The organism is Streptomyces cyaneofuscatus (genome assembly GCF_042718795.1).
Taxonomy (GTDB): domain Bacteria; phylum Actinomycetota; class Actinomycetes; order Streptomycetales; family Streptomycetaceae; genus Streptomyces; species Streptomyces cyaneofuscatus_A.
The window spans coordinates 56,473-81,311 of sequence record NZ_JBHXOX010000011.1 but is presented as its reverse complement, the minus strand read 5'-3'; the positions used below and the strand labels follow the sequence as shown (position 1 = coordinate 81,311).

Here is a 24,839-nt window from a genome sequence, read left to right as displayed (position 1 = left end):
GGCCCGCACCCGTGCTGCAATGCGTCGAACTCCCGAGTAGTTACGGCCCTGAACGAATGATCCGGCACAACGTAGGTGCCGACGCCGAGAGGTTGTTGGTCGAGTGAGGCGAAGCAACGAGGGCTCCGCGGTGCAGCCCGAGCGGGGCAACTTCACCCCGCCGTCGCACGCTGCGGCGTCCCCTGCACAGGCGCCCGAGCCGGAGCCGGCCGGTGGCAGCACCAGCCGGTTCTCCCCGCGCAACTGGCGGGTGGCCACCCGGCTGAACGCGATCCTCCTGATCCCGGTCATCATCGGCCTGATCATGGGCGGCTTCCAGGTGAAGGGGTCCATCGACACCTGGAGCGAGGCCCAGGAGGCCGAGAAGATCGCGCGCATCGTCCGCGCCGCCTCGGACTACGGGCAGGCCCTGCTCAACGAGCGCGACCGGACTGCTCAGCCGCTGCTCTCCGGCGACCGGGAGGCCGGCATCGTCGAGGAGACCCGGGCCACCACGGACGAGGCGCGTGCGGCCTTCGACGCCGCGGTGAAGGACATGCCCGCCAAGCCGGGTCTGGAGCGCCGCCTGAAGCTCTTCAAGGTGGATGAGCCGGGGCTCCCCGAGCTGCGCAAGGCCGCCTACTCGCAGGCGCTCGACCCGGTGAAGACCGAAGAGGGCTACACCCAGGTCCAGCACTCGCTGATGCAGTTCGCCAACGAGCTCGGCCTCGGTACCGGCAACGTCACCAGCTACGGCCGTACCGTCTACGCGATCGAGCTGTCCAAGGCTGCAGAATCGCTTCAGCGCTCGATCGGCATGCACCTGCTGGTGCGCCCGAGCAAGAAGTCCGCCGTCTACGACGAGCAGGTCAAGGCCTTCGGCTCGTACAACTACCTGGAGCAGATCGCCCTCGCCGAGTTCAACGCCGGTGGCACCCAGGCCGACGTGGACCGCCTCAAGCAGGTCATGGCGGGCAAGGCCGCCGAGGGCGCCCGGCAGCTCAAGGCCGCCCGCGAGCAGGCCGACGCCGCCGGTCAGCCCTTCGTCGCGCCGCCGAGCATCGACGGTTCGGTCTTCGACGGCATGGTGCAGGAGATCGGCCGGGGCCAGGAGCCCGAGGAGCTGGCGAAGAAGGGCATCACGCCGGAGACCTGGATGGCCGCCGCGACCGCCAAGTTCGAGGGGTACGCGACCGTCGAGAAGGAGCTCGTCGACAAGGCGGTGGACGAGGCCGCGAACATCTCCGCCGACGCCAAGTCCGACGCCATCGTCAACGGTCTGATCGTCGTCATCGCCCTGCTGGCCGCCTTCGTCCTGGCCGGGCTCATGGCCCGCCAGATGAGCCGTGCGATGCGCCAACTGCGTACCGCCGCCTTCTCCATCGCCGAGCAGCGGCTGCCCTCCCTCGTCGACCAGCTCTCCCGCACCGACCCGGGCCGGGTCGACACCCGGGTGCAGCCCATCCCGATCACCACGCAGGACGAGATCGGCGAGGTCGCCCGCGCCTTCGACCAGGTGCACCGCGAGGCCGTCCGGCTCGCCGCCGAGCAGGCCATGCTGCGGGGCAACGTCAACGCGATCTTCACCAACCTCTCGCGCCGCAACCAGTCGCTCATCGAGGGCCAGCTGACCCTCATCACCGACCTGGAGAACAACGAGGCGGACCCGGACCAGTTGGAGAGCCTCTTCAAGCTGGACCACCTGGCCACCCGTATGCGGCGCAACGGCGAGAACCTGCTCGTCCTCTCCGGCGAGGAGCCCGGCCGCCGCTGGGACCAGCCGGTGCCGCTGGTCGACGTGTTGCGGGCCGCCTCCTCCGAGGTGGAGTCGTACGAGCGCATCGAGCTGTCCGGCGTCCCCGAGGCCGAGATCCACGGCCGGGCCGTCACCGACCTCGTGCACCTGCTGGCCGAGCTGCTGGAGAACGCCACCACGTTCTCCTCGCCGCAGACCAAGGTCAGGGTCACCGCGACCCGGCTGCCCGACGGCCGCGTCATGGTCGAGATCCACGACAAGGGCATCGGCCTCACCGCCGAGGACTTCGCCGACATCAACCACAAGCTGGCCAACCCGCCGACGGTGGACGCCGCCGTCTCGCAGCGCATGGGCCTGTTCGTGGTCGGCCGGCTGGCCGACCGGCACGGCATCCGGGTCCAGCTCCGCCCCTCGGGCGAGCAGGCCGGCACGACGTCGCTGGTCATGCTCCCGGACGCGATCACCCACGGTGGCGGTGGCGAGACCGGGCACGGGCAGGACGACTTCACCGTCTCCTCGATCATTCCCGAGCAGCAGAGCGCCTTCGAACCGGCGCCGCAGCACGGCCAGATGCGTACGGCGGCGGAGCTCGGCTTCGACGACTCGCGCTACGAGGTCCCGGCAGACCCGGGCCAGTTGGACCCGGTCAACCGTTCACTGATGCGCGAGGAGCGCCGGGCGGCGCTGGAGGCCCAGACCGGCTCCGGCTCCCCGTTCCCGGACGGCTCCCCGGAGCAGCAGGGCTACGGACAGGAGGGCTACGCGCAGGACCGGTACGCCGGGCAGGACGCGTACAACGGTCAGCAGGGCTACGCGCAGGAGCCCTACGGCCAGGACCAGTACGCCCAGGACCCCGCCCAGCAGCCGCAGCAGGACCCGTACGCCGGCTCCTACGAGCAGCAGGGCTACGGGACCGGGAACGGCTTCCCGCAGCAGCAGGGGCCGAACGGGTCCCAGGCGCAGCCGCAGCAGGGCTACGCGGAAGCGGCATATGCCGCTCCGGAGAACCCGCAGGACCCGTACGCCGCCGACCGGTACGCTGCCCCGACCGACCAGTCCCACCAGGACGACTGGCCTGTTCAGAGCGGTTCGCAGAACACTTTTGAGCCGGTTCGGCAGGCTGAGGCGGAATCTGTTCCGAGCGTTCCCGCACCGTCGCAGGAGCGCGTAGGCTTCGACCGTCCGGGGTCCGCCCCGAACGTCGGCCACGAGCTGACCGAAGCCGGTCTGCCTCGCCGTGGCGGTGCGCAGCACTGGCAGCCGAGCGGCCGCGGCAACGACCAGCCCGCTCCGGCTCCGCAGCGGCAGCCGCAGCAGCAGGAGCGGCAGGCCCCGCAGCCGGACGGGGACGGCACCGATGACTGGCGCTCGACGAATGACGAGCGCTGGGAGCGGGCCGAGAAGCTCCGTGAGCCGAAGGCGGGCGGAATCACCCCCTCCGGTCTCCCCCGGCGCGTGCCCAAGGCCAACCTGGTCGAGGGCACGGCGGAGCAGACCCAGCAGGGCGGCCCACAGGTCTCCCGCGCTCCCGAGGACGTCCGCGGCAGGCTGAGCAAGCTGCGGCGCGGTGTCCAGCGGGGACGCAACGCGGGGTCGGACACCAGTACCACCTACAACCAGGAGCGTTAGTGTGAGCCCGATGAGCCAGGCGGCGCAGAATCTCAACTGGTTGATCACCAACTTCGTGGACAACACCCCCGGGGTGTCGCACACGGTGGTGGTCTCCGCCGACGGACTCCTGCTGGCGATGTCCGAAGGATTCCCGCGCGACCGCGCCGACCAACTGGCGGCCGTGGCCTCCGGTCTGACGTCACTGACGGCGGGCGCCTCGCGGATCTTCGAGGGCGGGGCGGTGAACCAGACCGTGGTGGAGATGGAGCGGGGATTCCTCTTCATCATGTCCATCTCGGACGGTTCGTCACTCGCCGTTCTCGCCCACCCGGATGCCGATATCGGTCTGGTCGGGTACGAAATGGCACTTCTGGTCGACCGCGCGGGCAGTGTCCTGACCCCGGATCTCCGCGCCGAACTTCAGGGAAGTCTTCTTAACTAGTAGACAGACAGTGCGTTTCTCGCCACCGCGCCATAAGGTGCGGTGGCGCGGCCCCACTGGGATCGGCGACCGGCAGTCGGAGGAGGAAACGTGACAGCACCCACAGGCGGACACCCCTACGAGGGTGAACAGAGGGTTCCGGGTGAGCACGGTGACAACCGGTTCGGCTACCCCGCAGGATCCGGCGGCCAGGCCCCGGGGAACGCATATCAGCCATACCAGCAGCCGCAGCAGCAGCACGGCGCCCACGGTGCGCAGGGGTCCGAGTGGCCCCAGCAGCAGCCGGGCTCGCCGTGGCCCCAGCAGCAGCCACAGCAGAGGTACGACGCGCCGCAGCAGCACCAGCAGCGTGTCCAGCCGGTGCAGCAGCGGCGGGCCCCCGAGCCCGCCAAGCCGGCGGCGCACAATCCGCTGGTCCGCCCGTACGCCATGACCGGCGGCCGGACCCGGCCGCGCTACCAGCTCGCCATCGAGGCGCTGGTCAGCACGACGGCCGATCCGTCCCGGCTGCAAGGGCAGTTGCCCGAGCACCAGCGGATCTGCCGGCTCTGCATCGAGATCAAGTCGGTCGCCGAGGTTTCGGCCCTTCTCTCGATCCCCCTCGGCGTTGCCCGGATCCTCGTCGCCGACCTGGCCGAGGCCGGACTCGTCGCTATCCATCAGCCCGGCGGCGACGAGGCCGCCGGCGGCCAGCCAGATGTGACACTGCTCGAAAGGGTGCTCAGTGGACTTCGCAAGCTCTAGCGGCGGAGCGGCCCGCTCCACTACCTCGGCGAAGATCGTGGTGGCAGGGGGCTTCGGCGTGGGTAAGACCACGTTTGTCGGTGCCGTCTCGGAGATCAACCCGCTGCGCACCGAAGCCGTGATGACGTCCGCGTCCGCGGGCATCGACGATCTGACCCACACCGGGGACAAGACCACCACGACGGTGGCCATGGACTTCGGACGTATCACCCTGGACCAGGACCTGATCCTGTACCTGTTCGGTACGCCGGGCCAGGACCGCTTCTGGTTCATGTGGGACGACCTGGTCCGCGGCGCCATCGGCGCCGTCGTCCTCGTCGACACCCGCCGCCTCGCCGACTGCTTCCCCGCCGTCGACTACTTCGAGAACAGCGGCCTCCCCTTCGTCATCGCCCTCAACGGCTTCGACGGACACCAGCCCTACACCCCCGACGAAGTGCGTGAGGCGCTCCAGATCGGGCCGGACACCCCGATCCTGACGACGGACGCCCGGCACCGCGCCGACGCCAAGAGCGCGCTCATCACGCTGGTCGAGCACGCCCTGATGGCGCGCCTGCGCTAGGACGTACCGAAAGGGCCCCGCACTCCTGAGGAGTGCGGGGCCCTTCGCGCATAAGGCGTGCGGCGGGTCAGCCCTGCCAGCTGTGCGGCGCGCGGAAGCCCGGCGTGCGCTCCAGGCGGCGCCAGCCGGCCGTGTCGCGGCCGCGGTGGGCGGGGGCGGACGGCTGGGCGGCGGCGCGGGCCATCAGGACGGCGGTGATGGCCGCCAGCTCCTCGGGGTCGGCGTGCCCCTTCTCGACGCGCAGGACGGACTCGGCGGCAGTGAGGCTCATGTGGGGTGTCTCCGTCTTCTCGGCAGGCTGTCGTGGACCGTGCGGCGGATCGCGCCGCTGCGGGAGGGCGACTACTGCGGGGGGTTGCCGTGCTTGCGGGACGGCAGGTCGGCGTGCTTGTTGCGGAGCATGGCGAGCGAGGCGATGAGCACCTCGCGGGTCTCGGCGGGGTCGATGACGTCGTCGACGAGGCCGCGCTCGGCCGCGTAGTAGGGGTGCATCAGCTCGGCCTTGTACTCCTTGACCATGCGGGTGCGCATGGCCTCGGGGTCCTCGGCGTCCGCGATCTGGCGGCGGAAGATGACGTTGGCGGCACCTTCGGCGCCCATCACCGCGATCTCGTTGGTGGGCCAGGCGTAGGTGAGGTCGGCCCCGATGGACTGGCTGTCCATGACGATGTACGCGCCTCCGTAGGCCTTCCGCAGGATCAGCGAGATCCGGGGCACGGTGGCGTTGCAGTAGGCGTACAGCAGCTTGGCGCCGTGCCGGATGATCCCACCGTGCTCCTGGTCCACGCCGGGCAGGAAGCCGGGGACGTCCAGAAGGGTGATGATCGGGATGTTGAAGGCGTCGCACATCTGGACGAAGCGGGCGGCCTTCTCGGACGCCTCGATGTCCAGCACCCCGGCCAGCGCCTGCGGCTGGTTGGCGACGATGCCGACGACCTGGCCGTCCAGGCGGGCCAGCGCGCAGATGATGTTGCGAGCCCAGCGCTCGTGGATCTCCAGGTAGTCGCCGTCGTCGACGAGCTCCTCGATCACCTGGTGCATGTCGTACGGGCGGTTGCCGTCGGCCGGGACCAGGTCCAGCAGCACGTCGCCGCGCCGGTCGGCCGGGTCGTCGCTCGGAGCGGTCGGCGGGTTCTCGCGGTTGTTGGAGGGCAGCATCCCGATGAGGTAGCGGACCTCGGCGATGCAGGTCTCCTCGTCGTCGTACGCGAAGTGCGCGACACCGCTCGTCTCGGCGTGCACGTCCGCGCCGCCGAGGCCGTTCTGGGTGATCTCCTCGCCGGTGACCGCCTTGACGACGTCCGGTCCGGTGATGAACATCTGCGAGGTCTCGCGGACCATGAAGACGAAGTCGGTGAGCGCCGGGCTGTAGGCCGCGCCGCCCGCGCACGGGCCGAGCATCACGCTGATCTGGGGGATGACACCGGAGGCGCGCGTGTTGCGCTGGAAGATGCCGCCGTAGCCGGCGAGCGCCGAGACGCCCTCCTGGATACGGGCGCCGGCGCCGTCGTTCAGGGAGACCAGCGGGGCACCGGCCGAGATGGCCATGTCCATGATCTTGTGGATCTTCGTGGCGTGGGCCTCGCCCAGCGCCCCGCCGAAGATCCGGAAGTCGTGCGCGTAGACGAAGACCGTGCGGCCCTCGACCGTGCCCCAGCCGGTGATGACCCCGTCGGTGTACGGCTTCTTGGTCTCCAGGCCGAACCCGGTCGCGCGGTGCCGGCGGAGCTGCTCGACCTCCTTGAACGAGCCCGGGTCCAGCAGCAGCTCGATGCGCTCGCGCGCGGTCAGCTTGCCCTTGGCGTGCTGCGCCTGGGTGGCGCGCTCGCTGGGGCCGCGCCGGGCCTCCTCGCGCAGGGCCAGCAGTTCGGCCACCCGGCCACGCGTGTCGCTCGGCTCACCCTGGGTTTCGTCCACAACGGTCATGCATCGACCCTACGAACCCCGACCCAGAAATCGTGCCGTCGACTCCGTACAGTCTCCTGCCCGGTTTCGTGGTGGGTGTGAACAGAACCATCCCGCCGGGCACGCGATCCACCAGCGAAACGCCGCTCCACGTTGTGGGAAGCCCACAAAGGGGCGATGTGCTGTGGGCCACATGCGCCTGAGGGGGCCCGAAGGCCCCCTCAGTATGGACCAGCGCTGTTCGGCTCGGCTCCACCGCCACGTCGCGTCCAGGCGGCGGAGGTTCAACCTCCGCAGTGGAAGCGGGCGTTGCCCCAGTCGGCGTGGTCGTTTCCGTTGCCGTCACCGCCGTCGTCGACGACGAGCTCGACGTACCGCGCTCCGGTGACGTCGGCGGTGAGCTTCCAGGCCGGGTCGGCGGCCCCCAGGACCGGTGACGTCACCTTCTCCGTCCCGTCGGCGGTGACGGAGAACCGCACGCTGCCGCGCGTGGTCTGGACGTCGTCCACGCCGACCTCGGCGGTGAAGGAGGTGCACGTCCCGCCCAGGTAGTAGCGGATCTTCGCCGGGGCGTGGGTGCCGATCCCCTTGGCGTACGCGACCCCGCCGATGGTCAGCGGCCTGCCGTCGCCGGTCCCGGTCTCCCCGTTGGACTGATCGCGCTCCACGGGCCCCCAGCCGTTCTGGGAGGCCGTCCAGTCGAGGTCACTGGCCCAACTGTCCTTGGTGGGCGGCGGCGGCAGGGTCCGTACGGAGGTCTGCGCGCCGAGCGTGCGCGGGGAGCCTGCCACGGCGTACGCGGCCTGAGCGCCGAGCTGGTACGTCTCGTACGGGGCGTCCACCGGCGGGGTCACCCGCCAGCTACCGGTGACCTCGGCGCCCGGGGCGACGGAGGCGAAGTCCACCGGACCGGCGGGTTCGGCGCGCCACCCCTCCGGCACGGTCAGCGCCAGCTTCACTCCGGTGGCGGCGCTCGCCTCGCCGTTGCCGAAGGTGGCCTTCACGGTGTTCGGGGCGCCCGGCTCCAGGGTCTCCGCGTCGGCGGCCACCCCGAGCGTGCCGCAGACCGCCTCCTGGCCGGCCGGTGCGGGCCCGAGGTCGGTCACGGTGAACCCGTCGAGGACGAAGTCCGCGCCCTCGGGGGCTCCGGCCCGCTTGCGCAGCCCGGTCCAGGTGTCGCCGCAGCCCGCGGTGAGGGTCTGGGTGAAGCGGCCGGTGGTGCGCTGCTGCCCGATGGGCGTGGCGCGGGTCTCGGTGGAGGTGGCCTTGCCGTCCGCGACGCGGTCGTAGCCGTCGACCCAGGTGTAGGCGCCGGCGTGGCTGGACTGGTAGTCGAAGGCGATCGCGTACCGGTGGCCGTCCTTCATCGGGACGGTCCAGGGGGCGGTGCGGTAGACGAGCCCGGTGTTCTCCTCGTGGGACTTGAGGGACTCCTTGCCGCCGAGCACGTCGTCGGTCAGCTTCCCGTTCCAGCCGGACTGCGTGTACGGGACGTTCAGCTGGGAGATGTGGGTGCGGGGGTCGGTGGAGCCGCCCGCGTCGCCCTTGAGGAAGGGGCCCCAGCCCTGGTCGACCGCCTCGAAGTCCTCGTACGCCACTGTGCCGGGTCGGGTCGCGGGGGCGTTCTCGACGATCCGTACGTCATCGGCGCGGACGGTCGCCGGGGAGCCCGCCGCCGCCTCGATGCGGAAGGTGGTGCGGCCGTTCGCCGGGGCGGTGAAGTTCACCTTCGCGCGCTGGAAGCGGGTGCCGTGCCAGTCGGACGCGGCGACGAAGTCCTCGGCCGTGGAGCGTTCGACGGCCACGGACATCCCGCCCGCGCTCAGCACCGTACGGCGGGACCGTCCGGGCTCCACCTCGATGAGGGCGGAGCCGGTGTAGCGGGTGCCGGGCTTGAGGCCGGTGAGGGGCTGGGAGAGCGCGGCCGTGGCGGTGCCGGAGAGGGCGGCGCTGTTGCGGCCCTGGTCGTCGGTGTCCCGTACGACCGTGCCGGTCTTCGTCCAGCCGGTGAGGTCACGGTCGTTGAAGCCGGGGTCCTTGAGGGGGGTGCCCTGGCCCCATTCGGCGGAGGCCTTCTTCGGAGCACGGTCCGGGTAGAGGACGTACGGCTGTCCGGCGGTGGCGGTGAGCGTGATCGTCCCGTCGGCGGACGGGCGTACGGTGGCGGTCTTCTCACGGCCGTTGTCGGTCAGTTCGTAGACCGTGTAGGGGCCCTTCCCGGGCACCTCCCAGGTGCTGGTGCCCCCGGTCTCGCTGTAGTGGTAGAGCTTCTTCCCGCCGTCCCACGGCAGCAGGTAGTCGGTCCCGCTGAGCACCTTGCGGCCCTGGGCGTAGAAGGTCCGCTTGCCGTCCTCGACCGTGCCGCGCACTCCGCCGGTGAAGGTGATGTCGTTGCCGTCCCAGCGGGTGATCCGCTGCTGCTGGAGGTACTTGGCGGGGAGGTTCTTCTGCCAGATGGCGGCGGTGAAGGCGTTCCAGTCGGTCTCGCCGGTCCACCCCTCGAACTCCTCCAGGACGCTCTGGCCGAGGACCGGGTGGTTGTTCCAGATGTCCTTCTCGCCGTTGCGGATGAAGCGGATGATCTGCGAGTTGAGGCCCTTGTTGGTGGCCCCGCCGTAGTTCAGGTCGTTCGCCCAGTGCGACCAGAGCGAGGCGCGTTCGAACTTGTCGGCCCACTCGGTGCCGACGGTCCAGCCCTGCTTCTGCACGGACCGGATGGTCCTGTCGGCGATCCAGCCGTGCGTGTAGTAGACGTCGATGTAGAGGAAGCCGAGGTTCTTGTCGGTCTCGTCGCGGAGCTGCTGGAAGCGCTTGGCCAGGTCGCCGCTGTTGAGGTCGCGGCGCTGGTCGATGTAGTAGCTCTGGTTGAGCCAGTTCCAGCCGGGCTTGGTCCTGTCCACGAGCTGCTCGCTGAAGGCCTTGGCCTCCGGGTAGGACTCGGTGGCGTTGACGTGGACGCCGAAGGTGGCGCCCCACTTCTCGCCCTGCTTGAGGAGGGTGTTGAGGTCCTTGAGCCCGCCGGCCCGCTTGTTGTAGTTGCCGCCGTAGTCCGGGTGGGCGGAGTCGTGGCCCTCGGAGCCGTACCCCTTGAGGACGGCGAGCTGGCCGAGGCCGTCGGTGGCCTGCGCGATCCGCTTGACGTCGTCCAGGGTGCGCAGGAAGGGGTGGGTGGCCTGGCTGGCGAAGTTGAACGGGATGTGGGTGACGACCCGGTCGGCGGTCTCCTCGCTGCCCGGGGCGGTGATGCCGATGGAGCGGAAGGCGATGGCCCCGTCCTGCCAGTCGACGGCCCGGTCGCCGTTGGCGTCCGGTGTGATGACGACCTTGGCCCAGGGCAGGTCCTCGCCGCTCTCCGGCTTCGGTGCGCCCTCGCCCCGGTAGGTCCACTGGCCGGAGCTGACGCCGACCCGCACTCCGCTTCCGTCGGCCTCGGTGCGGGCCTGGCGCCAGAGGCGGGCGTCGTCGCCGCCGGTGGGGCCCGAGGGCTTGTCGTAGGAGGAGTTGGACTCGACGGCGGCGGCGAGGGTGGAGGTGTTGAGGATCGCGTAGGTGGCGCCGACGGGGGCGGGGTCGGGCTTGGTGGCGGCGGTGACCTTTCCGAAGACGTCGGCGGTACGGGTGGAGTCCGGGTCCAGCGTGGTGAACGCGGTGGCGGCGCCGGGATCGGTGGAGCCGACGGAGATGAGGTCGTGCCCGGGGATGTCGATGGTCCCCACCCGGAAGGCGGCCGTGTCGCGGACGGCGGTCACCTTGAAGGTGATGGTCCGGCCGGAGACGGAGAGCGCGGCGTCGATCTCGACGCCGGGCAGGCCGGGGAAGGTGAGGGTGTAGCGGGCGGAGGAGCCGTCGACCTTCGGCGCGGCCTTGAGCTTCACCGGGTGGGCGGTGCCGTTGAGGGTGACGGCGGTGACCGGGCGCGTACTGCCGAGGAGGCTCTTGCCACTGGCCCGGTCGGTGTACGAGAGGACGCGCGGGAAGTCGTCGGCCACGGCGACGGTGAGGTGGGGGGAGCCGATGGTGGCGGAGCCGATGGGCTTCGCCGCCACGGCCGGTGGTGTGGGGGACGGATCGGCGGCTGCGGCGGGGAGGGCGGTCCCCACGAACGCCAGGACGGCGGCTGAGGCGACGGCGACCGAGCCGGCGGAGGGGAATCTTGGCGACATGGCCCCTGAGTAGTCGCCGTGTCGGGACACCGTCAACGCATGGCGGTCCCGGGGGCCGTCTCCGTCCAACAACCGTGGTCCGTTAGTCCAAGTGGCCTGGGCGTCGGCCACGACCGGCTTCCCGTTCACCTTTTGGCCGCCGCCGCCTCCGTACAGTCACGGTTCGCACCCGCTCGGTTCCGGCAAGTACCGCTTCCGGGCGTCGAGTTGTGAAGACCCGGAGTTTTTGAGAGCGCTCTCAGCCCTAAGTCTTGACGGCCGCTGCACCCCTGGCGAGAGTGGTGCGCACTCCCGCAGACACCCCACCGTCCGGTCTTTCCCCACCCCACCCCACGACCTGACCCCACGACCTGTCTGCGGCCCCCACACACTCGGGAGTTCCCTCGTGATTTCACGCCGAATGTTCCTGACCGGCGCCGCCGCGTCGGCCGCCGCGCTGACGTACCCCGCCTGGGGCACCGCCCTCTCCCCGCGTGCCTCGGCCGCGCCCGCCACCTGCGAAATCGCCCTGGAGAACAAGTCGTTGCCGGGCACGGTGCACGCGTACGTCACCGGCCACGAGCTGGGCACCGACCGCTGGGTGCTGCTCCGGCCGAACGGCGAGGTGTACCGCCCCGACTCCCCCGGCGCCCCGCAGACCCCGCTCCCGGTGGACTGCGCCATCCCGCTCAACGGCGCCGGCGCGGCCCCGGTGGTGCTGACCCTGCCGCAGATGTACGGGGCGCGGGTCTATTTCGTCCGCGACGACAAGCTGGACTTCTTCCTCAACCCGGGCCCCTCGCTGGTGGAGCCCGCCTTCGCGACGCCGACGGACCCGAACTACGGGCGGACCTGGGCGTTCGCCGAGTTCACCTTCAACACCGAGCAGCTGTACTCCAACATCAGTTACGTGGACCTGATCACCGCCCTCCCCATCGGCATCACGCTGGAGGGCGACGGGACGCATGTCGTGGCCCCGCACCCCGAGGGCGCGGCGGAGCGGATCGCCGAGGACCTCGTCGCCCAGGCCGCCGCCGACGGGCAGCCGTGGGACAAGCTGGTCACCCGGAGCGACGACGGCAAGGTGCTGCGGGTCGTCTCGCCGCAGAACATCATGGCGCCGTACTTCGACCGGCCCGCCGAGATGCCGTTCCGGGACCTGTTCGCCGCCCAGATCGACGAGGTCTGGGAGAAGTACCGCTCCGAGGACCTGCGCATCGACCTCCAGGGCGGCCGGGGCACGCTGGCAGGCCGGGTCAGCGGTGACACCCTCACCTTCGAGGGCGGCCACACGTTCACCAAGCCGGAGTCGAAGGACATCTTCACCTGCAACCACGGGCCGTTCACCAACAACCCGGGCGACTCCGACGACAAGAAGGCGATCCTGGCCCGGCTGGCGGCGGGCTTCAACCGGTCGATCATGCTGAGCCACCCGAGCCAGCCGAACGGCACGTCGGTGTCGGACTACTACAGGACGCCGGTGACCAACCACTGGTCCCGCGTGGTCCACGCCAACAGCCCGATCGGCTACGCGTTCCCGTACGACGACGTCCGCCCGGACGGTGAGCCCGACGTCTCGGGCGCGGCGCACGACGGGAACCCGCGCCGCTTCACGGTGAGCGTGGGGGCCTGACGGCCGTCGCGACCAGCGGGTGCGTGCCCTTCGCCGGACCCGGCCGGCGGAGGGCACGCGTGTGTCCGACGATCCTGGGGTGGGCGGCCCTCAGAATCGCGACACACCATCAATTCATACTATTCGCGGCATTCTTGACTTTCGCTTCGGTGTCCCGGAACCGTTCCGTATGCGAAAGAACATCCGCAGCCGAAAGGCCGGACTCCCCCGCCGTACGCTCGCGGCGCTCGCCGCCGTACTCCTGCTCGCGGCCCCCACCACCGCCCACGCCGCAACCGCACCCCCGCCGCCGCCCGCCACAGCCCAGGGCCTGCGCGCCTTCCAGCAGAGTTACGGGCTCGCCCCCACCGGCCAGGTGGACACCGCGACGGCCCACCTCCTCAGGACGGCCCCGGACGGCGAACTGCGCGCGGCCTTCGCCGACCCGTCGGACCTCGGCCCGGAACAGCTCGCGCACGCGCGTACGGTCATCGGCGTCGGGAAGGGGGCGGACATCCCGGAGGAGGGGCAGGTGATCGCCCTGATGACGGCCATGCAGGAGTCGACGTTCGTCAACTACACGACCCCGGTGGACCACGACTCGCTCGGGATCTTCCAGCAGCGCCCGAGCATGGGCTGGGGCACGGCGAAGCAGATCACCCACGTCCCGACCGCGTCGAAGTCCTTCTACGGCCTGCCGTCGCCGACCAGCAACCCGGGGCTGCTCCAGATCGAGGGCTGGGAGTCGATGGAGCCGGGCAAGGCGTGCCAGGCGGTGCAGCGGTCGGCGCACCCGGACCGGTACGCGCAGTGGGAGGGCTTCGCCCGGGACCTGCTGGAGCGGGAGGGGCCGACGGTGGACCCGGTGGACTGAGTCCTCGGGAGTGAGCGGGCCGCCCGGGTGTGCGGGCCGCCCCTTCGGAGGGGCGGCCCGCACCGAGGGGGTCAGCAGCCTCCGCAGTTGTAGTAGGTCACGTCCCAGTGGTTGCCCTCGTCGGCGTAGATGTTGCCGGAGCCGGATTGGTACTGGCGGGCGCCGTCGCCGCGTACGCCGATGTAGGTGAAGACGCCGGTGACGTAGTTGTTCAGGCAGGTGCTCTTGGCGAAGTCGAGTTTGTAGCCGTTCCAGTGCGAGTACGTGCCGCCGGCGTGCCCGGTCTCCGTACCGCCGGTGATCCTGAGCGCGCAGCCGGTGGCGCTCTTGAGCGTCTGGGCACCCTGGGCGGTCGGCAGGTTGAGCTGGTCGAACGACGTGCAGGTGGGGTTGTTCCGGTTGGAGCAGCCGCCCGAGGACGACCAGGTGATCCCGGAGGAGCTGAACCGGGAGGTCGCCTGCGCGTGGGTCAGCTTGGTCACGGCGTGCGCCTCGGTGGCGCCGCTGCCGAGGGCACCGACGCCGGGGACGAAGAGGGCGCCGAGGACGAGGGCCAGGGCGGTGAGGGCGGAGCGGAGTCGTGGGCGGTTCACCATGGGGGATTTTCCTCCTGCTCATGACAAAACAGAGGGCGTACGGGCGCGGGGCCGCGCACGCCGGGCAGGGAGATAGTGCCCGAGTTCTACGCGCGTCCGCCAGAGGGCGATCCGGGGATCGGGACACCCGGCGCGAGGAAAGGTTGAAACTTGAACAAGATGGAGTTAGAGTCAATCTCGTTGAAGGTTAAACAACATCGACGACAGCACCGACCGCACACCGCTTGCACCTGTGCCACCCCCGCACAGCACCGCTCGCACACGTCCCCCGAGGAGGAGCCATGGCTCTGTTCACCCGCAAGTCGACCGCCGCCACCCCGACCACCGTCGCCGAGGCCCCCGCGGTGGACCCGGCACTGGCCGCCCTGACCGGCGTCTACACCATCGACCCGGCCCACAGCAGCATCGGCTTCACCGTGCGGCACGCCATGGTCACCAACGTCCGCGGCTCCTTCGGTGAGCACGAGGGCACCCTGACCCTGGACGGCACCGACCCGGCGAACTCCTCCGCCGCCATCGACGTGAAGATCGCGAGCGTCGACACCGGCATCGCCGACCGCGACGGCCACCTGGTCAGCGGTGACTTCTTCGACGCCGAGACGTTCCCCCTGATGACGTTCCGCTCGACGCGCGCCGAGCAGCTCGGCGGCGAGGCGTACCGGGTCACCGGCGACCTGACCATCAAGGACGTCACGCGCCCGCTCTCCATCGACCTGGAGTTCAACGGCGCCGCCACCGACGTCTACGGCAACGAGCGCGTCGGCTTCGAGGGCAGCACGGACATCCTGCGCTCCGACTGGGGCCTGACCTGGAACGCGGCGCTGGAGACCGGCGGGGTCATGGTCAGCGACAAGGTCAAGCTGAACTTCGACATCTCCGCGATCAAGGCGGCCGCGCCGCAGGCGTGACCCGCACCTGACCGCGACGGCAATACCGCAGCACCACGAATCATCACCGCACGGGCGGTTCGGCACCTTCGGGTGGCCGGGCCGCCCGTGCGGTGTTTCGGTGGCCCGGCGAAGGTGTAACAACTGTCCGCAGGTCACCCGGCGAACACGTAACGCCTGGTCAGACCGGAACTTCCCGTCGGATCGGCGGCCCGCCGGACTGTTAGATTCCAGCGCCCGCCCATATGGGGGGACATGACAGACATCCGGGGGAAGAGCACGATGCTCACCAGACGAAGATTCCGCGCCGCCCTCATAGCGGCCTGCGCCATGAGCCTCATCGGCACCACCCCATCCGCCGCCGCGCTCCGGCCGGAGCGCGCCGCCGAGCCGACCGCGGCCGCCGTGCCGGTCGACGGACTGGCCTCGGCCCAGCAGACCGCGGCCCGCAGCGGCCACCGGGCGGAGGCGGTCGGCGAACGCACCGCGACGACCACCACCTGGGCCAACGCCGACGGCACCGTGACCGTGGACTACCACGGCGCACCGGTCCGGCTGCCCGACGAGGACGCCGCCGGGGGCTGGCGTCCGGTGGACGCGAACCTGGTCCGCGCCGCGAGGGGTACCTTCGCCGCCAAGGCGCACCCGGCCGAGCTGCGGCTCGCCGGCAAGTACACCGGCCGGGGCACCGCCCCGCTGATCCGGATGGGCTCAGGCGACCAGTCGCTGACCCTGGGCTGGCGTGGCCCGCTGCCCGAGCCGTCGATCGACGGTGACACCGCCACCTACAGCGACGCCCTGCCCGCCACGGATGTCGTGGTGGAGGCCACCCGCACCGGGGCCGAGCAGTACGTCGTCCTCAAGGACCGCACCGCCACGGAGAACGGGACGTTCACGCTCCCGCTGGACGCCCCGGGGCTGACCGCCCGGCGCGGGCTGGACGGCAGCGTCTCCTTCCTGGACCGCACCAGCGGTCTGCCGGTCGGTTCCGTCCCGGCACCGGTGATGTGGGACGCCTCCAAGGACGAACGTTCCGGCGACCATCTGCGCCGGGGCGAGGTCACGATGGACGTCGTGCAGAACGGCGACAGCGTCGAGCTGAAGTTCACCGCCGACCCGGCGTTCCTGAAGGACGAGCGGACCCGCTACCCGGTCACCATCGACCCGGCGGTCAAGCTGGGCGACACCTTCGACACCTTCGTGCAGCAGGGCTACGGCACCGACCAGTCGCACACCACCGAGCTGAAGCTCGGCAACAACGGCTCCGGCCAGGTCGCCCGCTCGTTCATGAGCTTCCCGACCGGCAGCCTGCGCGGCAAACACATCCTGTCCTCCTCGCTGAGCCTGTACGCGTACCACTCCTGGTCCTGCTCCCCGCAGGCCTGGGAGGTGTGGTCGGCCGGTGCGGCTTCGGCGGCCACCCGCTGGGCCAACCAGCCCAAGTTGAACGCCAGGTTCGCGTCCTCGACGGCGACCAAGGGGTTCTCCTCCTCGTGCGCGGCCGGTTACGTCAGCGCCGACACCACTGCGCTCGTCAAGGAGTGGGCCGCCAAGAACGTCACCGTCGGCACCCTCGGCCTGCGCGCCGCCGACGAGAAGGACTCGTACGGCTGGAAGCGGTTCAACTCCTCGGACGCCACCAGCAACGACCCCTATCTGTCGGTCACGTACAACACCGCGCCCGGCGCTCCCGCCGTCGGCGCGCCCACGCCGGGCGGCGCGGCGGGCAGCCAGGTGTACGTCACCTCCACCACGCCCACCTTCACCTTCCGCACTTCGGACGCCGACAACAACGCGCTGACCGGCTCCTGGGAGGTCACCGAGGGATCGGCCTCCGTGGCCACCGGAACGACGGCCTCCACTGCGGCAGGCTCCACGGTGAGCGTGAAGATCCCGGCCGGAAAGCTGGTGAACGGCCGGAGCTACGGCTTCCGGGTCCGCACGTCCGACGGCACCGACACCTCGGCCTGGTCCGCCTCCACCGCGTTCGAGGTCGACCTGTCCAAGGCGCCGCCGGCCCCGGCGGACCTGCCGCAGGCGCCGCTCACCGGTGGCACGGAGACGGTCAACCCGATCCTGTCCGGAGTGATCACCGCTCCCGGGGGCGGCTCGCCCACCGCCGAGTTCGTCCTGCGGACGGCGGCGGGCGCGGTGGTCGGCTCGAACCCGCTCGGCTCGGTCGACGTGGAGAGCGGAAAGCGCGCGGCGCTGGAGATCGGTGACGGCACCGTCGTGGACGGGGGTTCGTACACCTGGCAGATGCGCGCGTGCACGGCCGGCGGCTGCTCCGCCTACACCGCTCCCACCGCCTTCACCGTCCGGGTGCCGGCTCCCCTGCCCGACCCGTCGCCGGTGACGGTGACCCTGCCGGTGGCCGAGGACACCGCCGTACGGAGCGGGGCTCCGGCGCCGGTCCGGGACGAGCTGCTGCGCGTCGGCGGCGAGGGCACGGACCGCTGGCGGTCGTATCTGAAGCCCGACCTGTCCGCGCTGCCCACCGGGGCCCGCATCACCGGCGCAACGCTGTCCCTGGACGCGGACCGCTGCCTCGGTGCGTGCGAGGCCCACCAGATCGAGGCCCACCCGCTCAACGAGGCATGGGACTCGGCCGCCGGGGACTTCGACTCGCTGAACTCGGTGGAGAGCGTGGAGGCCCACGCGACCTCCGCCGCCGACCCGGCCGCACTCGATGTGACCGAGGCCGTGGCGCACTGGTTCTCGGACCCCGAGTCGAACCACGGTCTCGCCCTGCGCGCGGACGACGAGGACAGCGACACCGGGACCGGGGTCGCCTACCGCTCCTCGCGGTCCGCCGAAGCCCCGCAGACCCGGCCCCGGCTCCGGGTCGCCTACCTTCCGGCGGCCGCCCCGGGCAAGCCGTCCGGCGTGCAGGCCGTGCCGGGCGACCGGAGCCTGGTCGCCACCTGGAACGCCCCGCAGGACACCGGCACCTCCGTCCCCGAGGAGCTCACCTACCGGGTGACCGTCCGCGACAGCGGTGACGCCCAGGTGGCCGAGGTCACCACCGCCGACCGGCGGGCCGTCTTCGGCTCCCTCGCCAACGGCACCGGCTACACCGTCTCGGTGACCGCGGTGAACCCGCACGCCACCGGTCCGCAGACCAGGTCCTCCCTGGTCCGCCCCGGCGCGGCGGCGGCGGACGCCACGGTGCTGAAGGAGGTGGTGAAGCAGTTCACCACCGCTTCGGACGGACTGCTCTCAGGCACCTACTCCACCGTCGACGCGGCTCTGGCGGCCGCTCCGCGTGCCGCGTCCTTCGAGACGCTGCTGCGCGCCCGGGCCGCCTCGATCCTGGCCGACCGGGCCGCGAACAACCGGCACGGCCTCGCCTACCGGGACTTCACCAGCTCCCTGGCGGAGGCCGTGATCAGCGGCTCCGGCTCCACCGCGACGCTGCGGCTCACCCGGACCGGAACCCTTACGGAGGTGGCGGACGGCACGCCGTCCGAGCCGATCGAGGAGGAGACCGACGAGGAGTACGTGTTCTCGCTGCCGGGCGGCGGAAAGCCGCCGGTCCTCCAGCGGATCAGCGACGACCGGGACGTCTACGGCGAACTGCCGTCCGACGAGAGCGTACGGACCGCGGTGACGTCGGAGAACGCCGACGGTGCGGACGTGCCCGAGGCCTTCGACGCGCCGGCTGTCGCCATGGACGCCGACGGGTTCTCCCTCGCCGACCCGTCCCCGGCGCCCCTCGCGGCCCGTGCCTCGCTCAACCGCTCCGGCGCCGCCGCGTGGGCCAAGAAGCACGCCAAGGACAAGGACGAGTTCGGTGCCGACTGCACCAACTTCGTCTCCAAGGCCCTCAACCGGGGCGGCAAGATGGCGATGAAGCGGCCCGGCTGGTATCGCAGCGACCACTACTGGTGGCGCTCGTACGGCTTCCTGGGGAACCAGACGTTCTCCTGGGCGGCCTCCAACCACCTCTACTCGTTCTTCAACAAGGAGGCGAAGGTGACGTGGCGCAAGTACGACACCCAGGCCACCCCGGGTGACGTGGTGTTCTGGCAGTGGAAGAGCAACAAGCCCATCCAGCACGCCTCGATGGTCATCGCCAAGTCCGGCAGCAAGGTCACCATCGCCCAGCACACCAGCAAGCACCGGACGACCACCATGTCGTCCGCACGCAGCCGCAACCGTCCGAGCAAGGTCTGGATCGCCCATGTCACTCCGCGTTGGTAAGCGCACGGCGTTTCTCGCCGGGACCGCACTGGTTCTCGTCGTCCTGTGCGCCACCGCCCTGTGGTGGTTCGACCGCACCGACGACGCCCCGTACGCCGTCTCCGCCGACGGCCCACGGGTGACGCTCGCCTACGACGGCGAGCGGCCGGACGACGACGTCGCCACGTTCCTCACCGTCTTCGTCCAGCGGCTGGCCGCCGGGGACGTGAAGGGCGTCGACGCCCTCGCCGACGGCTATCCGGACGGGTCCGGTGCGACGCGGGAGTCCTCGGACTTCCTGCGTCCGCTCGCCGCGTCGGCGGCGGCCGGGAAGGTCACGGCGAAGGTGGCCGGGGTGGAGGACGCACGGTCACTGCCCCAGCGGCTCAAGGCGCCCGGCGGAGGCACCTCGCAGGCCGATCTGACCCTGGCCGACGGCAAGCACCTCCGCGTCCAGTTGGCCCGCGAGCACGGCGTGTGGTGGGGGTACGCGCTGGCTCACGCCGGCTGATCCGGGGCCGTACGCAAAAAAACAGCGCGCCCCGGAGGTCCGGGGCGCGCTGTCGTACATACGCGTACGGGACTGCGGGCGTACGGGGGTTACTTCTTGACCTTCTCCGCGAAGAGCGGGACGACCTTCTCCAGGGCGTACGGGACGGAGAGCACGGAGTCCGTGGCGAACGCCTGCGAGATGATCTGGTCGTCGAAGATCAGGGAGTTCCCGGCCTTCACCGACGGGACCGCCTTGTACAGCGGGTCGTTGCTGATGTCCGTGGCGGGGATGCCGATCGGGGTCATCACCGTGAGGTCGGCGTCGAGGAGTTCGAGGTTCTCCTTGGAGATGGAGACGGAGAAGCCCTCGCCGGCCTCGGCCTCGACGGCCGGGCTGTTCTTGAAGCCGAGGCGCTCCACGAAGTTGACGCGGCCGGTGCCGCCGACGTACGCGCCGTAGCCCTCGGAGGTGCGCGAGCCGAGCACGATCGTGGCGTCCTTGAACTCGGGGTGCGCCTTCGCCGCCGCCTCGAACTTCTTCTCGGTCTCCGCGATCAGCTCCTTGCCCTTCTCGGGCACGCCCATGGCGGCGGCGATCATCGTGGTCTGCTGCTCCCACGAGATCGTGTACTGGTCGCCGCCCTTGGGCACGCCCACGGTCGGGGCGATCTTCTTCAGGGTGTCGTAACGGGTCTGGTCGCCGCTGGACTTGGTGTCCACGATGAGATCCGGCTGGAGAGAGGCGATCTTCTCGAACTCCGGCTCCATCGTGCCGATGAGCTCGGGGGCCTTGTCGTACATGCCCTTGGCCCAGGGGCCGACGCCCTCGCCGCCGAACGGCAGCCAGTCGCTCGCCCCGACCGGCTGGCCGCCGAGCGCGAGCACGGTCTCGGCGTCGCCCCAGCCGAGCGCGACGATGCGCTTGGGCTGCTTGTCGACGGTGACCTCGCCGAACTTGGTCGCGACCTTGGCGGGGAAGGCGCCTTCGGAGGCGGCGTAGGAGGCGGAGCCGGACGTGTCGGAGGAGTCGTCCGACGTACCGCAGGCGGAGACGCCGACGAGGAGGGCGGCGACGGCGCCGGCCATCAGGACGGGGGTGCGGCGGGGGCGCCGGGAAGCGGAGGGGTTCATACCCTTTAGGTTAGCCTCACCTTATGACAACGGTGCCATCGGGTCGGCCCTCCCGCGTGCGTACGGGAATCAGGCCGCTGGGTCCTTCACATGGTGGCGGCCCAGCGGCACCACCATCGGGGTGGCCGACGCCGGGTCCTCGATCACCGAGCAGCGCATCCCGAAGACCTCGCCGACCAGCTCCTCCGTCACGATGTCGACCGGCCGCCCCTCGGCCAGGATCCGCCCGGCCTTCATGGCGATCATGTGGTCCGCGTACCGGCAGGCCAGGTTCAGGTCGTGCAGGACGGCCACCATCGTGACGCCGCGCTCGCGGTTGAGGTCGGTGAGCAGGTCGAGGACGTCGAGCTGGTGGCTGGCGTCCAGGAACGTCGTCGGCTCGTCCAGCAGCAGGATGTCCGTACGCTGCGCCAGCGCCATCGCGATCCACACCCGCTGGCGCTGACCGCCGGACAGCTCGTCCACCGGCCGGTCGGCCAGCTCCAGGACGTCGGTGGAGAGCAGCGCCTGCGCGACCGCCTCGTCGTCCTCCGCGCCCCAGCGGCGGAACCAGCCCTGGTGGGGGTAGCGGCCGCGGCCGACCAGGTCGGAGACGGTGATGCCCTCGGGCGCGGTGGGACTCTGCGGCAGGATGCCGAGGACGGCGGCGACCTCCTTGGTCGGCATCTCCTGGATGGACCGGCCGTTCAGGAGCACCGCGCCGGCGGAGGGGGCGAGCAGCCGGGCCATGGCCCGCAGCAGGGTGGACTTGCCGCAGGCGTTGGGGCCGACGATGACCGTGATCCTGCCGGGCGGGACGGTGACGCTCAGGCCGGGGACGATCTCCCGGTCGCCGTAGCCGAGCCGGACGTCCCGGGCTTGAAGAGTGTGCTCAGCCACGACCGGGCCATGCCTTTCGTTGTCGTCCTGCGTCTCGTTCTTCTCGTACGCCGTCATCTCAGCCGCCACTCCCCACGCGGTTGGCGCGGGCCAGGAGCAGCAGCAGGTACGGCGCCCCGATGATGCTGGTGACCACGCCCACCGGTAGCTGGACGGAGGGCAGCAGGTGCTGGGCCGCGAAGTCGGCGACGAGGACCAGCAGGGCGCCGGTCAGGGCCGCCTGGGGCAGGGCGGCGCCCCGGCCCGGGACCAGGCGGCGGGCGATCGGCGCCGAGACGAAGGCCACGAACCCGACGGGCCCGGCCGCCGCCGTGGCGACCCCCGCCAGCGCCGTGGCGCACCCGAGCAGGGCGAGCCGGCTCGGCTCCACCTTCGTACCGAGTCCGGCGGCGGCGTCGTCCCCGAGCTGGAGGGGCCGCAGCGCGTGCGCGGCGACGGCGGTGAGCGGGACGAGGAGGGCGAGCGCCCCGAGGATCGGCCAGAACTGGCCCCAGGAGCGCCCGTTGAGGCTGCCGGCGAGCCAGCGGAAGGCCTCCTGGGCGTCGGTGACGTCGGAGCGCGCCATCACGTACCAGACGACGCTGGAGAGGCCCGTGCCGACGCCGATCCCGACGAGGACGAGCCGCTGCCCGGCGACGCCCTGCCGCCAGGCGAGCAGGTAGATCGCGGCGCCGGCGCCGATCGCGCCGGTCAGCGCGCTCACGGAGAGCGCGAGTCCGCTGACCTGGAAGAGCAGCGCGGCGGTGACGGCGACGGCGCTGGCCCCGGCGCTGATGCCGATGAGGTCCGGGCTGGCGAGCGGGTTGCGCAGCACGGTCTGGAAGACGCCGCCGGAGAGGCCGAACGCGGCGCCGACGAGGACCGCGAGGAGGGCGCGGGGCAGTCGCAGCTCCAGGACGACGAACTGCGAGCCGCCGTCGCCGCCGCCGAGGAGCGTCTCGACGACCTTCCCGATCGGCATGACCATGTCGCCGACGCTGAGCGAGAGGCCGAAGACGGCGACCACGGCGACGAACAGGGCGGCCGCGACGGTGACGGACCGCCGGCGCCCCCGTCCGCGTACGGCGTTCACCTGCCGTACGGCGTCGGCGAGCCGGTCCACGCCGGCGTCCTTGGCGACGAGGCTCACAGTTCCACCAGCTTCCTGCGCCGGACGAGCCAGATGAAGGGCACGCAGCCGATCGCGGCGGTGATCACGCCGACCTGCACCTCGCCGGGCGGGGCGATCACGCGGCCGATGATGTCCGCGACGAGCAGCATGATCGGGGCGAGCACCATGCTGTACGGCAGCACCCAGCGGTAGTCGGGCCCGGTGATGAGGCGGGCGGCGTGCGGGACGGCGAGGCCGACGAAGCCGATGGGCCCGGCGACGACGGTGGCGGCGCCGCAGAGCACCACCACGGCACCGGCCGAGACCATCCGCGCGACCCCGACCCGCTGGCCGAGGCCGCGCGCGAGGTCGTCGCCGAGCGAGAGGGCGTTGAGCTGCGGCCCGAGGGCGAGCGCGAGGACGGCCCCGACGAGGATGAACGGGGAGACCTGCCAGAGCACCTCGGAGGAGCGGGCGGTCAGCGCCCCGAGCTGCCAGAACCGGAACTGGTCGTAGCTCCCCCGGTCCTGGAGCAGGATCGCGCTGGTGATGGAGGAGAGGACGGCGGCGGTCGCGGCCCCGGCCAGGGCCAGCTTCACGGGCGTCGCCCCCTCCCGCCCGAGCGAGCCGACCCCGTAGACGAGGAGGGCGGCGAGCAGCGCGCCGAGGAAGCCGAACCAGATGAACTGGGTGGCCACGGTGAAGCCGAACAGCGTGATCGAGCAGACGACGGCGACGGACGCGCCCGCGTTGATGCCGAGGAGCTGGGGGTCGGCGAGGGGGTTACGGGCGACGCCCTGCATGACGGTCCCCGCGAGGCCGAGCGCCGCACCGGCGAGCAGCCCGGCGACGGTACGCGGGATGCGGACCTCCTGGATGACGAGCTGGCCCTTGACGGTGAGGTCGGGGTCGAAGACACCGGGCAGGACGTCGCGGAACGGCACGTCCCCGGAGCCGATGGCGAGGCTCGCCACGACGACGAGGACCAGCACCCCGAGGGCGGCCAGGAGCCCGAGGGCGAGGACGGGCCGGCTGCGCTTGGCCCGCGCCTCCTTCTTGCCGCCGTCCGCCGGTTTCTCCTTCGCCAGGAGGGTCGAGCCGCTCACGGCCTCGCCACCGGGGTGGCGGCGGCGGGACTACGGTGGTGCACGGTGTCTCACCCTTGCTCATCGGCGCGTTCTGTCGGCGGGGCGCTCGGGCGCGCGGGCCGTCCGCACCCGGGCACCCCGACGAAGGCATGACAGGGGGCCCAAAGTAAGGTCACCCTAACAGCGCCGGTCCGCCCCCACACCGCCGCACCCCACGAGCCCGGAGCGCTTCCTTGCCGTACGCCGCCGCCACCGACGCCGCCGCCACCGACGCCGCCGACCCCGCTGCCGCCCCCACCCCCGGCCCGCTGGCCGGGGCCGTGCCCCTGGGCTCGGCGGAGGAGCTGCGCGAGATCCTGGGCACCCCGCACCCGATCGTGATCGACAAGGTGCACGACCGGCTGACCGAGGACGACCTGGCGCTGCTGGCCCGCTCCCCGTTCTGCGCGGTCTCCACGTCCGACGCGTCCGGCAACTGCGACGTCACCCCGCGCGGCGACGGCCCCGGCTTCACCCACGTCCTGGACCCCGGCACCCTGGCCCTCCCCGACCGCCCGGGCAACCGCAGGGCGGACAGCTTCCACAACATCCTGTCCAACCCGCACGTGGGCCTGCTCTACCTGATACCCGGCGCGATGGACGTCCTCCGCGTCAACGGCCGCGCCCGCATCCTGACGGACGCCCCGTTCTTCGACGCGATGACCCTGAAGGGCCAGCGCCCGAAGCTGGCCCTGGTCGTCGAGATCGACGAGATCTTCCGCCACTGCCACAACGCGCTGCGGCGGTCGGGGGTGTGGGCGCCGGAGACGTGGGAGGGGTCCGGCGACGGGCCCGCTCCGGCCTGACGGCCACGCGCCTGGCTGACGG

The 24,839-nt window shown here is 71.3% G+C and carries 18 protein-coding genes; 10 read left to right on the top strand and 8 right to left on the bottom strand.

The genetic code is table 11. The annotated features are described in order from the left end of the window. Positions 1–103 precede the first annotated feature (103 nt). The 4 genes from ACFWRT_RS14820 to ACFWRT_RS14805 all read left to right on the top strand — a co-directional run bounded on the left by ACFWRT_RS14820 (position 104) and on the right by ACFWRT_RS14805 (position 5,094). The gene (locus ACFWRT_RS14820) at positions 104–3,364 is read left to right on the top strand and encodes a sensor histidine kinase (RefSeq protein WP_380950871.1); all 3,261 of its coding nucleotides are present in this window, start codon (positions 104–106) and stop codon (positions 3,362–3,364) included. A 10-nt stretch (positions 3,365–3,374) separates the two neighbouring features. Continuing rightward, a complete protein-coding gene (locus tag ACFWRT_RS14815; RefSeq protein WP_006127847.1) occupies positions 3,375–3,788 on the top strand; it encodes a roadblock/LC7 domain-containing protein in 414 nt (137 codons plus the stop codon). A 90-nt stretch (positions 3,789–3,878) separates the two neighbouring features. Continuing rightward, positions 3,879–4,532 (top strand): DUF742 domain-containing protein, encoded by a 654-nt coding sequence (locus tag ACFWRT_RS14810; protein WP_380950872.1) that lies wholly within the window; start codon positions 3,879–3,881, stop codon positions 4,530–4,532. Further along, entirely contained in the window at positions 4,513–5,094 is a 582-nt protein-coding gene (locus ACFWRT_RS14805; RefSeq protein ID WP_014048542.1) for a GTP-binding protein, read from the top strand. Before ACFWRT_RS14810 ends, ACFWRT_RS14805 begins: the two co-directional genes overlap by 20 nt. Before the next feature lie 67 nt (positions 5,095–5,161). Here ACFWRT_RS14805 and ACFWRT_RS14800 read toward each other — a convergent pair whose 3' ends face one another. The 3 genes from ACFWRT_RS14800 to ACFWRT_RS14790 all read right to left on the bottom strand — a co-directional run bounded on the left by ACFWRT_RS14800 (position 5,162) and on the right by ACFWRT_RS14790 (position 11,162). Continuing rightward, positions 5,162–5,365, bottom strand: coding sequence for an acyl-CoA carboxylase subunit epsilon (locus ACFWRT_RS14800; protein WP_380950873.1), 204 nt, complete (start codon positions 5,363–5,365; stop codon positions 5,162–5,164). A 71-nt stretch (positions 5,366–5,436) separates the two neighbouring features. After that, positions 5,437–7,020, bottom strand: a complete 1,584-nt coding sequence (locus tag ACFWRT_RS14795; RefSeq protein ID WP_380950874.1) for an acyl-CoA carboxylase subunit beta — start codon at positions 7,018–7,020, stop codon at positions 5,437–5,439. Between the two features lie 263 nt (positions 7,021–7,283). Next, a complete protein-coding gene (locus tag ACFWRT_RS14790; protein ID WP_380950875.1) occupies positions 7,284–11,162 on the bottom strand; it encodes an endo-alpha-N-acetylgalactosaminidase family protein in 3,879 nt (1,292 codons plus the stop codon). A 400-nt stretch (positions 11,163–11,562) separates the two neighbouring features. Here ACFWRT_RS14790 and ACFWRT_RS14785 point away from each other — a divergent pair, with 400 nt between their 5' ends. After that, the gene (locus tag ACFWRT_RS14785; protein WP_380950997.1) at positions 11,563–12,774 is read left to right on the top strand and encodes a glycoside hydrolase family 64 protein; all 1,212 of its coding nucleotides are present in this window, start codon (positions 11,563–11,565) and stop codon (positions 12,772–12,774) included. Between the two features lie 169 nt (positions 12,775–12,943). Further along, entirely contained in the window at positions 12,944–13,627 is a 684-nt protein-coding gene (locus ACFWRT_RS14780; protein WP_380950876.1) for a peptidoglycan-binding domain-containing protein, read from the top strand. 71 nt (positions 13,628–13,698) lie between these two features. On the opposite strand, the gene ACFWRT_RS14775 is transcribed toward ACFWRT_RS14780, so the two are convergent. After that, positions 13,699–14,223 carry a hypothetical protein gene (locus ACFWRT_RS14775; RefSeq protein ID WP_380950877.1) on the bottom strand — a complete coding sequence of 175 codons (525 nt, stop codon included), beginning with the start codon at positions 14,221–14,223 and terminating at the stop codon, positions 13,699–13,701. 281 nt (positions 14,224–14,504) lie between these two features. On the opposite strand from ACFWRT_RS14775, the gene ACFWRT_RS14770 reads away from it, so the two are divergent. The 3 genes from ACFWRT_RS14770 (at position 14,505) to ACFWRT_RS14760 (ending at position 19,803) form a co-directional block, all read left to right on the top strand. Then, the gene (locus ACFWRT_RS14770) at positions 14,505–15,131 is read left to right on the top strand and encodes a YceI family protein (protein WP_380950878.1); all 627 of its coding nucleotides are present in this window, start codon (positions 14,505–14,507) and stop codon (positions 15,129–15,131) included. Positions 15,132–15,365: 234 nt separating this feature from the next. Further along, on the top strand, positions 15,366–19,313 hold the full coding sequence (locus ACFWRT_RS14765) for a DNRLRE domain-containing protein (RefSeq protein WP_380950879.1): 3,948 nt from the start codon (positions 15,366–15,368) through the stop codon (positions 19,311–19,313). Then, positions 19,294–19,803, top strand: coding sequence for a hypothetical protein (locus ACFWRT_RS14760; RefSeq protein WP_380950880.1), 510 nt, complete (start codon positions 19,294–19,296; stop codon positions 19,801–19,803). The genes ACFWRT_RS14765 and ACFWRT_RS14760 overlap by 20 nt, the downstream gene beginning before the upstream one ends. A gap of 89 nt (positions 19,804–19,892) precedes the next feature. Here the strand turns inward: ACFWRT_RS14760 and ACFWRT_RS14755 are convergent, their stop codons facing one another. The 4 genes from ACFWRT_RS14755 to ACFWRT_RS14740 all read right to left on the bottom strand — a co-directional run bounded on the left by ACFWRT_RS14755 (position 19,893) and on the right by ACFWRT_RS14740 (position 23,990). Continuing rightward, positions 19,893–20,915 (bottom strand): iron-siderophore ABC transporter substrate-binding protein, encoded by a 1,023-nt coding sequence (locus tag ACFWRT_RS14755; RefSeq protein WP_380950881.1) that lies wholly within the window; start codon positions 20,913–20,915, stop codon positions 19,893–19,895. A gap of 69 nt (positions 20,916–20,984) precedes the next feature. Then, positions 20,985–21,851, bottom strand: coding sequence for an ABC transporter ATP-binding protein (locus ACFWRT_RS14750; protein ID WP_380950882.1), 867 nt, complete (start codon positions 21,849–21,851; stop codon positions 20,985–20,987). 1 nt (position 21,852) lies between these two features. Beyond that, complete coding sequence (locus ACFWRT_RS14745) at positions 21,853–22,923, bottom strand: FecCD family ABC transporter permease (RefSeq protein ID WP_380950883.1); 1,071 nt, start codon at positions 22,921–22,923, stop codon at positions 21,853–21,855. Further along, entirely contained in the window at positions 22,920–23,990 is a 1,071-nt protein-coding gene (locus tag ACFWRT_RS14740) for a FecCD family ABC transporter permease (RefSeq protein ID WP_380950884.1), read from the bottom strand. Before ACFWRT_RS14740 ends, ACFWRT_RS14745 begins: the two co-directional genes overlap by 4 nt. A 215-nt stretch (positions 23,991–24,205) precedes the next feature. Here ACFWRT_RS14740 and ACFWRT_RS14735 point away from each other — a divergent pair, with 215 nt between their 5' ends. Beyond that, positions 24,206–24,817 carry an MSMEG_1061 family FMN-dependent PPOX-type flavoprotein gene (locus ACFWRT_RS14735; RefSeq protein ID WP_380950885.1) on the top strand — a complete coding sequence of 204 codons (612 nt, stop codon included), beginning with the start codon at positions 24,206–24,208 and terminating at the stop codon, positions 24,815–24,817. Positions 24,818–24,839: the final 22 nt, after the last annotated feature.